This is a genomic window from Nocardia sp. NPDC051833 (assembly GCF_040681225.1).
Taxonomy (GTDB): domain Bacteria; phylum Actinomycetota; class Actinomycetes; order Mycobacteriales; family Mycobacteriaceae; genus Nocardia.
In genome coordinates, this window is the sequence record NZ_JBFAYK010000001.1 from 212,668 (window position 1) to 225,979 (window position 13,312).

Consider the following 13,312-nt stretch of genomic DNA (forward strand, 5'->3'; position numbering starts at 1 on the left):
GTGGCCGGGCGCACGACATCACACCAGACGGTGGCCACCGTCGACGTGCAGGACCGTGCCGGTGACGAACGGGTTGCGCTGGACCGCGAGGAAGGCCTCGGCGAGGTCGGCGGGCGTGCCGAGTCGGCCGGCGGGGAGGCGGGCGGCCATGGCGCGGTGGCGTTCGGCTTTGTCGGCGGGGGCGAAGGCATTCCAGATCGGCGTGTCCACCCAGCCGGGCGACACGGCGTTGACGCGCAGCGGAGCGAGTTCCACCGCGAGCGCGGCGACCAAGCCCGCGAGCGCGGCGTTGACCATGGCGACCAGCGATCCGCCGGGGGCGGGCCGGTAGGCGGCGATACCGGAGGTGACCGTGATCGAGCCGCCGTCGGCGACCCTGGCGTGTTTGGCGACGAGGGCGGGGCCGATCATCTTGGCTGCCACCACTTTCGCCGCGACGTCGGTGTCGAAGTCGGTGATCGGCTGGTAGGCGCCGGTCATGTCGGCGGCGGTGACGACGACGTGGTCGACGGTGCCGGTCGCACCGAACAGGCGGGCGATGTCGGCCTCCCCGGTGATGTCGGCGACGACCGTGCGCAGGGTGCCTGGGTGCTGGTCGAGTTCCCGCGCCGCCGTCGCGAGCCGATCCGCCGACCGGCCCGCGATGGTCACCTCGGCGCCGTCGGCGAGCAGCCGGTGCGCCAGGGCCAGACCCATGCCCGAGCCGCCGCCGATGATCACTGTGCTGTTCTCACTCATGGACCAAGCTCAGCACCGAGGCAGGGCGAAACTCCATGTCCGGCAGCCGAACCGGCGTTCGCCGATCCCTAACAGCCCAGCTCACGGGCCACGAGCGCACCGGTATCGCACGATGCGCCCGTGCCCGCGACGGTCAGCGCAGCGCGGCGACCGCGGCGACCAGCCGGGCACCGGTCGACGCGTCGGCGGCCGCGATCAGCCCGTGCGGCGCGGTGTGCAGCGGCCCACCCGCCAGGTTGGTGACGGTGCAGCCCGCGGCCTCACACACCGCGATGGCGGCGGCGAAATGCACGCTGTCGCGCAGATCTCCGCCGGTGACGTACGCGGCCCGGCGACCGGCCGCCACCCAGGCCAGGGCCAGTGAGGTCGACAGCACGCGCGCGTGGAACTCCCCGGCGAAACCGGGGGCGTCGAACAGGCGCGCGGGGCTCGACCAGGGGAAGTCGTGATCCAGATCGACATCGACGAGCCGGCTGTCGGCCCGGGGTAGGAGCGGTTGATCCGCGCCGTCGCTGCGTAGGTAGGCGCCGTGGCCCGCCGTCCAGAACACCTCGTCGGCGAACGGATCGGCGACGGCGGCGACCCCGATGGCGGCGCCGGTCCGCAGCGCGACGTTCACCGCGACGAACTCCGTGCCGACCGCGAAATTCCTTGTCCCGCACAGGGGGTCGACGAGCCAGGTGCGGTCGCTGCGGGCCGCGCCGGTCACCCCCGATTCCTCGGCGAGAAAGCGATCACCCGGACAGGCGGTCGCGAGAACATCGAGAATGGCCTGTTCGGCGGCGAGGTCTGCCTGGGTGGCGAAATCGTCACCCTCCTTGGCGAACCGGGTGAGCGGCGCGTGGAACGCGGACCGGATCACTCCCGAAGCGACTTGTGTTGCGTGAACTGCGATTTCAACATCCGAGTGGTGCACCGTCTCCAGGCTACGCACCCCGAAGATCACCTGCGGGCGAACGAGAACCGGCCGTCACATCGGCGCACGCCACCGGCCCGCCGCGGTCGTCTCGGCCACCGCGGCGTGGATCGGATGCCTGCTCGCGGCCCGCCAGACCGCCACATAGTCGACGGGGATCGGGCCGTCGCGCAGCGGGCGCCACGCGAGACCGGGATGGTCGCGGACCCGATCGGAGCTCAGGCCGACCAGATCGGTGCGATGCGGGAGGACGGCGAGCAGCTGCGCGTGTCCCATCGCGCTGTCGCTCAACCGGATTCGGGCACCGCGTGCGGCCAGTCCGGCGAGCAGCGCGCGATGCAGGCCGGGCGCGGAGTCGCGGGCGAAGAGCACCAGCTCGTGGTCGTCGAGCAGTTCGGGGATGATCTCGGCGTGCCCGGCGAGGGGATGCCGCGCGGACATCACGACGCCGAGTCCCTCACTGGCGATCGGCCGCGCGGTGAACTGTTCGGGAATCTCGAGCGGCCCGCGGACCAGCGCGAGGTCCACCTCGTCGGCCGCGAGCATGCGCAGCTGATCGGCGGTGGTGCCACCGGTGAGGACCAGGCGCGCGCCGATCGCACCGGCGAGCGCTTCGAACCGCGCGGGCAGCCAGGCAGGCGCACCGTTGAGCAGGCCGAACCGCACCACCTGGGCACCGCCGGTACTCGCGCGCCGGGTCTCGCGCACCGCCGTCTCCGCGGCCGACAGGACGGCGCGGCCGGTGCGCACCAGGGTCTCCCCCGCCGCGGTGAGCTCCACCCGTGGCTCACGCACCAGCAGCGGACCGCCGAGTTCGCGTTCGAGCACCCGGATCTGCTGACTCAGCGTGGGCGTCGTGATGAACAGACGCTCGGCCGCGCGCCGGAAGTGCAGCTCTTCGGCGAGCACCACGAAATACCGCAACTGCCGAAGCTCCATCTCCGCGACCCTACCGACGTCAGCGGGCCAGGTAGACGGCCAGACCCAGGCCGAGAACGCCGACGGTCACCCGCAGCAGCGTCGGCGGGATCACCTTCACCACCGGCGGACCGCACCAGCCGCCCGCGAGCGCACCCAGCGCCAGCGCGAGCGCCGCGCCCCAGTGCACCGGGCCGAAGGCGGCGAAACCGACGGCGGCGACCAGATTGGCGATGCCGAGCAGGAAACTCTTCAGAACCGAAGCGCTCCAGAGCGATTCGGAGGTGCACAGCAGCATCATCGACAGATAGATGACCCCGGCGCCCGCGCCGAAATAGCCGCCGTAGGTGGAGATCAACAGAATCCCGAGCGGCACGATCCAGGGCGCGCTCAGCTCACCGACGTGACGGCGCACCAGCGGCTGCACCAGCAGGGCGATCGAGGCGATCGCGACCAGGAACGGCACCACCACCTCGAACGCGCCGTCGGGTGCCACCAGCAAGGCCAGCGCGCCCAGCAGCCCGCCGATCGCCGAGAGCACCGCCCAGCGCACCAGGGTCGGTCCACGATCGACGAGTTCGCGCCCGGAATTGGCCGTCGCCCCGACCCCGACGGCCACCATCGCGACCGTGTTGGTGACATTGGCGGCGACGGGCGGCAGCCCGGCGGCCAGCAGGGCCGGGTAGGAGACGATCGAGGCCATCCCGGTGACGAACCCCACCAGACCGGTGAAGAATCCCGCGACGACCAGCAAGAAGAAGTCGAGCGCGGTCACGGACCGACTGTACGGTATGTCCACACGGCAGCACTTCGGGCCTCAGGCCGACGACGGCGGGCGCCGTGCTCGCGCACGACGCCCGCCGGTACCGAAGATTTCGAGGCCGGATCGGCCTCAGTTCACCAGCCGCGCTCGGCGAGGCGGTGCGGCTGCGGGATCTCCTCGACGTTGATGCCGACCATAGCCTCGCCCAGGCCGCGGGAGACCTTGGCCAGCACGTCCGGGTCGTCGTAGAAGGTGGTGGCCTTCACGATGGCGGCGGCGCGCTGCTCGGGGTTGCCCGACTTGAAGATGCCGGAGCCGACGAACACGCCCTCGGCGCCGAGCTGCATCATCATCGCGGCGTCGGCCGGGGTGGCGATGCCACCGGCGGTGAACATGACGACCGGCAGCTTGCCGGTCTGGGCGACCTCGCGGACCAGCTCGTACGGGGCCTGCAGTTCCTTGGCGGCGACGAACAGCTCGTCCTCGGACAGCGAGGTCAGGCGGCGGATCTCGGCGCGGATGGTGCGCATGTGGGTGGTCGCGTTGGACACGTCGCCGGTGCCCGCCTCGCCCTTGGAGCGGATCATGGCCGCGCCCTCGGTGATGCGGCGCAGGGCCTCACCCAGGTTGGTGGCGCCACAGACGAAGGGGACGGTGAAGTTCCACTTGTCGATGTGGTTGGCGTAGTCGGCGGGGGTGAGCACCTCGGACTCGTCGATGTAGTCGACGCCGAGGCTCTGCAGGATCTGCGCCTCCACGAAGTGGCCGATGCGGGCCTTGGCCATCACCGGGATGGACACGGCGGAGATGATGCCGTCGATCATGTCCGGGTCGCTCATCCGGGAGACGCCACCCTGGGCGCGGATGTCGGCCGGGACCCGCTCGAGCGCCATGACGGCCACCGCGCCGGCGTCTTCGGCGATCTTGGCCTGGTCCGGGGTGACCACGTCCATGATCACGCCGCCCTTGAGCATCTCGGCCATGCCGCGCTTCACGCGGGCGGTGCCGACGGTGGTGGTGGTCTCAGGCGTAGTCACGGCTGTCTCCTGTGTCATGTGCGCCAATCAGGTCGCTCGGTATGGACACCGTCGATTCTAGAACCGTCCTAATTCGGCCTTCATAGCCAGTTGAGGTCCACTGGCCTTGCCGCGACCAGCGGCGATGCCGTCGCCACCCGTCGCTGGCCTGCTCCGGTGGCCCGCCGCTCAGCACGCGTCGGCCGTTTCCACGGTCGGCGCCGGGCGGCGCCCGAACCGGTCGGCGAGCACGATCAGCGCCGCGCCCGCGGCCGCCGCGGCGCCGCACCACAGCGCCGCGACCGGGTCGCCCACCCGATCGACCACCACCCCGGCGGCCACCGGGCCCAGGATCGCGCCGATGTTCAGCGCGGTGGTCGCCAGCGCGCCCGCGAGGCGTGGCGCGGTGCTCGCCGCGGTCCGCACGATGGTCGCGATCAACGCCGACCCGACGCCGAACGCGGCAGCGCCGGTGACGAACGTCATGACCGCGACGCCCGCCGTCGTCCGCGCGGTCAGGGCCGCGAGCGCCCAGACCGCGACGAGTCCGGCGGTGCCGACGGTGATGATCGACGGGCCGAACCGGTCGCTGAACCGGCCGGTGAGGGTCACCCCGGCGAACGAGCCGAGACCGAACACCGCCAGGGCCGCGGGCACCCAGCCGCTGTCCGTCCCGGCGACCGCGGCGGTGATGGTGCCGAGGTAGGTGAACCCCGCGAAGGTCGCGGCGTTGACCAGGATCCCGGCGGCCACCGCGACCCGCACCGGACGCACGCTGCGGACCGCCCACTCGGCTCGGACCGAGGTGCCGGCGGTGGCGTCGGCGGCCCGCGGCAGCAGCAGCGCCACCGGGACGAGCACCACCGCGCTCACCAGCGCGACCGCCCAGAAGGCCGAACGCCACCCCCACAGCTGACCGAGCACGGTGCCCGCCGGAACCCCGGCGACGCAGGCCACCGTCACGCCCGACACGACCACGGAGGTCGCCCGCCCGATCAGCGCGGGCCCGACCAGCGTCGGCAGCGCGGCCAGCACGATCGCCAGGAATCCGGCGTTGGCGACCGCGGCGACGACCCGTGTCGCGACCAGCACCGGGATGTCGCCGGCCAGCGCGCCGACGACGTGCGCGAGGCAGAACACCGCGAGAAACGTTGTCGCCGAACGTCGCAGCGGCCACCGGCCCGCGGTGAGGGCCATCGTCGGCGCGCCGAGCACCATGCCGACCGCGTACACCGCGGTCAGCAAGCCGACGGTCCCGAGCGAGACGCCGAGGTCGGTGGCGGTCCGCGCCAGCAGCCCCGACATCATGAATTCCGATGTGCCCTGCGCGAATACCGCGACAGCGAGCACGAAAACCCCGATGGGCATGGTTGATCAACTCTCCGGAGATCGGGACACCGCACGCGCGGTGTCCGAGCGGACGCGGCACGGGCGGAGCACGGCCCGCCGCGAGGAATCGAGGATCATCCGGCATCGCGAAACGACACCTCACCCCGGTCATCGGACCGAGGGAGCTCGTTCACGCGACGCCATCCGGCCCGAGGGCCGGACGGCTACCTTCTGGACGCCTCCGGAGAATTCACCCGCCCACCGTATGCGCAGGGACATCGTCCGCGCCAGTTGTTTTGCGGGCCGCGCTGGTCTGCACGAGCACACGCTCCGGCCATCGCGAGCGGATCCGCACCGGTCGCCTCGCTCCGGGACGCCCGATCGGGTCAGCGGATCGAGCGTACGACGTGTTCGGTGTCGTCCGAGGCCACCGCGGCGGCCTCGGTGAGGAGTTCGTCGAGGTGGTAGGGGTAGACCGCCTCGCCCTGATCGTCGAGGGCGCGGATGTCGGCGGGGGTGCACCAGCGGTGGTCGGTGATGGTGCGGCGCTCGAGCGCGTTCAGGGCCGCGGGCCGCCATTCGAAGCTCGGGGCACGCAGCGTGAAGAACAGTTCCTCGGAGCGGATCAGCTCACCGTTGAACGGGAACACCGCGACCCGGCGCCACAGCGGACCGCGCAGCGCGGCCGGATCGACCCGCTGGCCGGTCTCCTCGTACAGCTCGCGCACCGCGGCGTCGCGCAGGCTCTCCCCCGGTTCGACCCCGCCGCCGACGGTGAACCAGAACGCCACCTCGGGCAGCATCGGATCGTGGCCGCGCAGCAGCAGCACCCGGTCCTGCTCGTCGAGCAGGACCACCCGGGCGGAGGTGCGGGTGGTGTTCACGTCCAGGCCGGTCGCCGCGGCGGGCGTGGCCCGCTCGGTGATCTCGAAGTAGTGCGGCAGCGGCGCGGTACCGCCCAGGTGCAGCACGCGCACCGGCCGCCGGGTGCGCAGCGCGAGGGTGTCGCGGACGGCGTCGTTGTGGAAACGGCGCGCGATCAGCACGCGCGCCTCGGCGTCGGCGAGCTCGGCGACCAGCTGCGGCCGCAGCTGGTCGATGTCGACCAGGCTCAGCGCGCCGGAGAGCTGGTTCTCGACGGTCTCGCGGTCACCGCGATCGGCCCGCTCCGCGCGATCGGCCAGGGCGGCGAGCTGGGCGGCCCGCTCACCGCGCCGCGAGTCGGTGCTCACCGGCCCGGCGATCGCCATCGCCACCGCGCGCGCCACCACCGCGCGCCGGGCCAGCGCCGCGTCGAGCGCCTGCCAGGACTGATCCGAGCGCACGTGCAGCCGGTCGAGCCGGTTGGCCGTGGAGTACGCCCAGACACCGAGCGCGAGGACGAGGACGGCGATCAGCCCGAGAACGAGGACCGAGGTCGCGGAGAAGGTGATCATCCGGCGGCCCGCACGCGGAGATCGCCGACGGTGACGGTCTCGTAGACCCGCAGGATCTGCTCGGCCACCACCGGCCAGTCGTAGGCGGCGACCACCTGGGTCGCCGTGCGCACCAGTCGCTGCCTGGTCTCGTCGTCGGTGAGGACGGTGTCGATCGCGGTGGCCAGGGCGGCCGAGTCACCGACGGGGGTGAGCAGGCCCGCGGTCCCGTCGCGCAGCACCCGGCGGAAGGCGTCGAGCTCACTGGCCACCACCGGGGTGCCCGCGGCCATCGCCTCGATCAGGATGATGCCGAAGCTCTCCCCGCCCAGATTCGGCGCGACGTAGACATCGGCACTGCGCATCGCCGCGGCCTTCTCCGCGTCGGAGACCTGGCCGAGGAAGCGCAGGTGCCCGGCGTGCTCGCCCGCCTCGCGGCGCAGCCGGTCCTCGTCGCCGCGCCCGACGATGAGGATCTGCACGTCGGGATGCCGGTCGATCAGGGTGGGCAGCGCGCCGAGCAGCACGTCCATGCCCTTGCGCGGCTCGTCGAAGCGGCCGAGGAACAGCACCGTCGCACCCGCGCGCGGATAGCCGTCGAGCAGCGGGCCGCGGGCGAACGCCGAGACGTCGACACCGTTGGGGATCTCCACCGCGTCCGAGCCGAGCGCCTCGACCTGCCAGCGCCTGGCCAGCTCGGAGACGGCGATGCGGCCGTTGATCTTCTCGTGGTACGGCCGCAGCACGCCCTGAAAAGTGCTCAGTACCAGCGATTTCGTGGTCGAGGTGTGGAAGGTCGCGACGATCGGGCCCTCGGCGATCTTGAGCGCGAGCATCGACAGACTCGGTGCGTTGGGCTCGTGGATGTGCAGCACGTCGAAGTCGTTGCTGTCGATCCAGCGCCGGATCCGGGTGTAGGCCATCGGCCCGAACGACAGCCGCGCCACCGACCCGTTGTACGGAATCGCCACCGCGCGGCCCGCCGACACCACGAAATCGGGCAGCGGGGTGTCGTCGGAGGCGGGCGCGAGCACGCTCACCTTGTGCCCACGTTCGAGGAAGACCCGGGCCAGCTCGACCACATGGGCCTGCACCCCGCCGGGAACGTCGAACGAGTACGGGCACACCATGCCGATCTTCACCGCGCTCCCCCTGTCTGCGCGGCGGCGATGCGTGCCCGTCGCTCGGGCGACAGATCGGCTTCCCACAGCGGTTGCAGCATGTGCCAGTCGGCCGGATGCTCGGCGATATTGGCCGCGAACCGGTCGGCCAGCGCCTGGGTGGCGGCCGCGACGCCCACGGAGACATCCAGTGGCGCTTCGGTTTTCAGTCCCCAGTTCTCGGTGCCGTCGGCCTCGACGGTGAACCACCCGTGCACCGGCATCAGCGCGGCGCCGGTCTCGATGGCCAGCTTGGCGGCGCCGGCGGGCATCCAGGTGCGCTCGCCGAAGAAGTCGACCGGCACACCCTTGCCGGTGAGGTCGCGCTCGCCCATCAGGCAGACGATCCGGTTCTGCCGCAGCCGGTCCGCGAGCTGCCCGAACGGCGGCTGCTCACCACCGGTCAGCGGGAACACCTCGAAGCCCAGGCTCTCCCGATAGGCGACGAAGCGCTCGAACAGCGACTCCGGCTTCAACCGTTCGGCTACCGTGGTGAAGGTGTCGTAGTGCTGCACCAGCCACACCCCGGCCATATCCCAGTTGCCCGAGTGCGGCAGCACGAAGATGACGCCGCGGCCCCGCTCCAGGGCCGCGTCGAGGTGTTCCAGGCCGTCGACGTAATAGTCGATGGTGCTGTGGTCCATGCTGGGCAGCCGGAACGCCTCGCGCCAATACCTGGCGTAGGAGCGCATGCTCGCGCGCATCAGGTCAGCGGGCACCTCGTCGGGACGTACGCCGAGCACGCGGGCGAGGTTGCGCCGCAACTGCTCCGGTCCGCCGTTCTTCACCGCCCGATCGGCGCCGAGGTCGAACACCTTGCGCACCAGGGGTTCCGGCGCCGACCGCACCACGCGCCACCCGGCGGCATAGCCCAGGTCACTCACCCGCTCGGCGAGGGTCACGACGCCGCACCTCCGGTCGCGCCGGGCTGCGGGGTGGGCGGGATGACGGTCCGCGCGCCCGGCGAGTTACGCACCGCGAGCACCCGCTGGAACACGGTGATCACGCTGGCCACCACCAGGATCCACATGGCCACGTAGACGGCCCAGGTGAGCCATTCGATGCCCCAGTGCCCGCCGATGCCGGTGAGCCCGGCGCCGACCAGCACGATGACCAGCCGGTCCGGCCGCTCGATCAGCCCGCCGTCGGCGGACAGGCCACTGGCCTCGGCGCGCGCCTTCGCGTACGAGATCACCTGCGAGGTGACCAGCACGATCAGCGTCGCCGCGAACAGTTCCTTGCTCTGCTCGTGGTACACCGCCCACCAGGCCAGACCGCCGAAGATCGCGCCGTCGGCGACCCGGTCGCAGGTGGCGTCGAGCACCGCGCCGTACTTCGTGCCGCCGCCGCGGGCCCGGGCCATCGCCCCGTCCAGCATGTCGAACATGACGAACAGCCAGATGACCATCGTGCCCCAGAACAGGTGCCCGGTGGGGAACAGGGTCACCGCGGCCGCGATCGTCGCGGTGGTACCGATCAGTGTCATCGCGTCCGGGGTGAGCCCGGTACCGACGAGCGCTTTGCCCAGCGGCGCAGTCGCTTTCGCAAACGTCTGGCGGCCGAAGAAGCTGAGCACGGTTGTTATTCCTCCCACGCCTCCGCCAGCAGCTGCCGCGTCTCGCGCAACAGCTGAGGCATCACCTTCACCCCGCCGACCACGGTGATGAAGTTCGCATCCCCACCCCAGCGCGGCACGATGTGCTGGTGCAGGTGGTCGGCCAGCGAACCACCGGCCACGCCGCCGAGATTGAGCCCGACATTGAATCCGGCGGGCCGCGAGACCCGCTTCATCACCCGGATGGCCCGCTGCGTGAAGGCCATCAGCTCCGCGCTCTCGGCGGGCGTCAGATCCTCCAGGTCGGCGACCCGGCGGTACGGCACCACCATCATGTGCCCTGGGTTGTACGGGTACAAGTTGAGCACCGCGTAGACCTGTTCGCCACGCGCGATGATCAACCCGTCCTCGTCCGACATCTTCGGGATGTCGGTGAACGGGTGCCCGGTGGCGTCCTTGGGCTTGATCTCGCCGGTGATGTAGGACATCCGATACGGCGTCCACAGCCGCTGCAACCGGTCGGGCTGACCGGCGCCCGCGTCGACGATCGACCCGGCCTCCGAGGCGATGCTCTCACTCATGAGGACGCCTTCGCCGCGCCGACGACCTCGAACCCGTCCGCGGTGGGCGAGGTGTTCTCCCGGCGGGCGATCCAGCTCAGGATGGTGGCCACCGCGTCGTCGACCGGCACGCCGTTGACCTGGCTGCCGTCGCGGAACCGGAAGCTGACCGCCCCCGCCTCCACGTCGCGCGCGCCCGCCAGCAGCATGAACGGCACCTTCTGCGCGGTCTGGTTGAAGATCTTCTTCTGCATCCGGTCGTCGCTGCGGTCGACCTGGGCGCGCACGCCCCCGTCCCGCAGCCGCTCGATCACCGCGTCCAGGTGCGGGGCGAAGTTCTCCGCGACCGGGATGCCGACGACCTGCACCGGCGCGAGCCAGGCCGGGAAGGCACCGGCGTAGTGCTCGGTGAGCACGCCGAAGAAGCGCTCGATCGAACCGAACAGCGCGCGGTGGATCATCACCGGACGCTGCTTGGTGCCGTCGGAGGAGGTGTATTCCAGGTCGAACCGCTCGGGCAGGTTGAAGTCGAGCTGGATGGTCGACATCTGCCAGGTGCGGCCCAGCGCGTCCTTGGCCTGCACGGAGATCTTCGGGCCGTAGAACGCGGCGCCGCCCGGATCGGGTACGAGATCCAGGCCCGAGGCCTCGGCGACCTTGGCCAGGGTCTCGGTGGCCTCTTCCCACAGCTCGTCGGAGCCGACGAACTTCTTCGGGTCCTTGGTGGACAGCTCGAGGTAGAAGTCGTCGAGGCCGTAGTCCTTGAGCAGCGACAGCACGAACTGCAGCGTGGTGGTCAGCTCCGCGTGCATCTGCTCCTTGGTGCAGTAGATGTGCGCGTCGTCCTGGGTCATGCCACGCACGCGGGTCAGGCCGTGCACCACGCCGGACTTCTCGTAGCGGTACACCGAGCCGAACTCGAACATCCGCAGCGGCAGCTCACGGTAGGAGCGGCCGCGCGAACGGAAGATCAGGTTGTGCATCGGGCAGTTCATCGGCTTGACGTAGTAGTCCTGGCCGGGCTTGCGGACGGAACCGTCCTCGTTGAGTTCGGCGTCGAGGTGCATGGCCGGGAACATGCCGTCCTTGTACCAGTCGAGGTGACCGGAGACCTCGAACAGATGTCCCTTGGTGATGTGCGGGGTGTTGACGAACTCGTAGCCCGCGTCGATGTGGCGCTGCCGCGAGTACTCCTCCATCTCCTTGCGGATGATGCCGCCCTTGGGGTGGAACACCGGCAGGCCCGAACCGAGCTCGTCGGGGAAGCTGAACAGGTCCAGCTCGAGGCCCAGCTTGCGGTGGTCGCGCCGCTCGGCCTCGGCCAGCAGGTGCAGGTACTCGTCCATCGCCTCGGACGATTCCCAGGCGGTGCCGTAGATACGCTGCAGGTCCTCGCGGTCCTGGTCACCGCGCCAGTAGGCGGCCGAACTGCGGGTCAGCTTGAAGGCCGGGATGAACTTGGTGGTGGGGATGTGCGGGCCGCGGCACAGGTCGCCCCAGATCTTCTCGCCGGTGCGCGGGTCCAGGTTGTCGTAGATGGTCAGCTCGTTGCCGCCGACCTCCATGATCTCCGGATCGTCGATGCCGGACTTGTCGCTGATCAGCTCGAGCTTGAACGGCTCCTTGGCCAGTTCCACCTTGGCCTCGTCGATCTCGACGACGCGACGCGAAAAGCGCTGCGAGCCTTTGATGATCTTCTTCATCCGGGACTCCAGCTTGGCCAGATCCTCGGGGGTGAAGGGCCGGTCGACCCGGAAGTCGTAGTAGAAGCCGTCCTTGATCGGCGGGCCGATGCCCAGCTTGGCGTCGGGGAACTCCTGCTGCACCGCCTGGGCCAGCACGTGTGCGGCCGAGTGCCGGATCACGCTGCGGCCGTCCTCGGTGTCGGCGGCGACCGCCTCGACCTCGACGTCGGTGTCCGGGGTCCAGGACAGGTCCTTGAGCGCGCCCTCGGCGTCGCGGACCACCACGATCGTGTCCGGTCCCTTGGTCGGCAACCCCGCTTCCCGCACCGCCGCGCCCGCGGTAGTCCCGGCCGGCACCCGGACGAGGGCGACAGGGCTGATCGGTGCAGAGGTGGTCACGGGAATGCTCTCCTTGACGTCACGTCCGGCGGGGCTGTCCCGCACGGCGCAGGCTCGATCCTGCGAACGCGACCATGCTAGCTGTTCCGCCTCCCCGCGATTCTGGCCAGAGTCGTGTTCGTGTCGCGGATCGCGGGCGGCCGGCGGTTCGCATCGAGTCGCCGCCGCGCGCGGCACTCGGTCGCGAGAGCGAAATCCGGTCCCGCCGCCGTTCAGGTTCTGCGCGAGATGACCATGAGGTATTCGCAGGGAGCGTCCGTCCGGTTGGCGAAACCGTGGTCCGCGTCGGCCTGGAAGAAGATGGAGTCGCCCGCGTTCAGCGTCTCGATGATGCCGCCGATCGCGACGGTGAGGGTGCCGTCGAGCACCACGAGTTGCTTCTCGCTCCCCGGCGGGTACGCGGGCAGCAGGCCGGTGGAGACCTGTGCGGGCAGATAGTGGGCGACCATTTCGCCGCCGCCCACGCCCGGGGCCGCCGACACCATGTGCCGCTCGAAGCCGGTGTCGGGGTCGCGGAAAACGGGGCGATCGCGCTTGCGCAGCACAACGGCCACACCGGATGTCGTCGCTGCTCCCCCACCGATCAGGTCCGACAGCGACGCGTCGAGCGCGTGGGCGATCCGGGACGCGACGCCGATCGTCGGACTCTTCTCGCCGCGTTCGACCTTGGACAGCATTGCCCGGCTGACCGAGGACTGCGTGGACAGTTGCTCCAGCGTCAGACCCGCGTCCTCACGACGTCGCCGGACATTGGCGCCGAACGCACCGGCCAGGTCGTCACCGTGGGGTGGTTCGGCCACGTCTCCGTCTTGCTCGACCACCGCGCTCCTCGGTTGCTGGGTATCCGCCGCCCACAGT

Annotated in this window: 13 protein-coding genes; all 13 read right to left on the bottom strand. The window is 70.7% G+C overall.

The window, feature by feature from the left end:
• Positions 1-18 precede the first annotated feature (18 nt).
• The 13 genes from AB0L91_RS01040 to AB0L91_RS01100 all read right to left on the bottom strand — a co-directional run bounded on the left by AB0L91_RS01040 (position 19) and on the right by AB0L91_RS01100 (position 13,275).
• Positions 19-738 carry an SDR family oxidoreductase gene (locus AB0L91_RS01040; RefSeq protein ID WP_365006806.1) on the bottom strand — a complete coding sequence of 240 codons (720 nt, stop codon included), beginning with the start codon at positions 736-738 and terminating at the stop codon, positions 19-21.
• Positions 739-871: 133 nt separating this feature from the next.
• On the bottom strand, positions 872-1,684 hold the full coding sequence (locus tag AB0L91_RS01045; protein ID WP_365006807.1) for an inositol monophosphatase family protein: 813 nt from the start codon (positions 1,682-1,684) through the stop codon (positions 872-874).
• A gap of 24 nt (positions 1,685-1,708) precedes the next feature.
• On the bottom strand, positions 1,709-2,593 hold the full coding sequence (locus AB0L91_RS01050) for a LysR family transcriptional regulator (RefSeq protein ID WP_365006808.1): 885 nt from the start codon (positions 2,591-2,593) through the stop codon (positions 1,709-1,711).
• 19 nt (positions 2,594-2,612) lie between these two features.
• Positions 2,613-3,347 carry a sulfite exporter TauE/SafE family protein gene (locus AB0L91_RS01055; RefSeq protein ID WP_357344904.1) on the bottom strand — a complete coding sequence of 245 codons (735 nt, stop codon included), beginning with the start codon at positions 3,345-3,347 and terminating at the stop codon, positions 2,613-2,615.
• Between the two features lie 122 nt (positions 3,348-3,469).
• A complete protein-coding gene (gene pdxS / locus AB0L91_RS01060; RefSeq protein WP_355277352.1) occupies positions 3,470-4,390 on the bottom strand; it encodes a pyridoxal 5'-phosphate synthase lyase subunit PdxS in 921 nt (306 codons plus the stop codon).
• A 150-nt stretch (positions 4,391-4,540) separates the two neighbouring features.
• Positions 4,541-5,719, bottom strand: coding sequence for a Cmx/CmrA family chloramphenicol efflux MFS transporter (locus AB0L91_RS01065; protein WP_365006809.1), 1,179 nt, complete (start codon positions 5,717-5,719; stop codon positions 4,541-4,543).
• 347 nt (positions 5,720-6,066) lie between these two features.
• Positions 6,067-7,113: an NUDIX domain-containing protein gene (locus AB0L91_RS01070; protein WP_365011130.1), complete on the bottom strand. Its 1,047-nt coding sequence runs from the start codon at positions 7,111-7,113 to the stop codon at positions 6,067-6,069.
• Complete coding sequence (locus tag AB0L91_RS01075) at positions 7,113-8,237, bottom strand: glycosyltransferase family 4 protein (RefSeq protein ID WP_355277354.1); 1,125 nt, start codon at positions 8,235-8,237, stop codon at positions 7,113-7,115. The genes AB0L91_RS01070 and AB0L91_RS01075 overlap by 1 nt, the downstream gene beginning before the upstream one ends.
• Positions 8,234-9,157, bottom strand: coding sequence for a phosphatidylinositol mannoside acyltransferase (locus AB0L91_RS01080; RefSeq protein WP_357344899.1), 924 nt, complete (start codon positions 9,155-9,157; stop codon positions 8,234-8,236). Before AB0L91_RS01080 ends, AB0L91_RS01075 begins: the two co-directional genes overlap by 4 nt.
• On the bottom strand, positions 9,154-9,831 hold the full coding sequence (gene pgsA, locus AB0L91_RS01085) for a phosphatidylinositol phosphate synthase (protein ID WP_365006810.1): 678 nt from the start codon (positions 9,829-9,831) through the stop codon (positions 9,154-9,156). The genes AB0L91_RS01080 and pgsA overlap by 4 nt, the downstream gene beginning before the upstream one ends.
• Positions 9,832-9,836: 5 nt before the next feature.
• On the bottom strand, positions 9,837-10,391 hold the full coding sequence (locus AB0L91_RS01090) for an HIT domain-containing protein (RefSeq protein ID WP_357344895.1): 555 nt from the start codon (positions 10,389-10,391) through the stop codon (positions 9,837-9,839).
• Positions 10,388-12,454, bottom strand: a complete 2,067-nt coding sequence (thrS, locus tag AB0L91_RS01095; RefSeq protein ID WP_365006811.1) for a threonine--tRNA ligase — start codon at positions 12,452-12,454, stop codon at positions 10,388-10,390. Before thrS ends, AB0L91_RS01090 begins: the two co-directional genes overlap by 4 nt.
• A gap of 212 nt (positions 12,455-12,666) precedes the next feature.
• The gene (locus AB0L91_RS01100) at positions 12,667-13,275 is read right to left on the bottom strand and encodes an XRE family transcriptional regulator (protein ID WP_365006812.1); all 609 of its coding nucleotides are present in this window, start codon (positions 13,273-13,275) and stop codon (positions 12,667-12,669) included.
• Positions 13,276-13,312 lie beyond the last annotated feature (37 nt).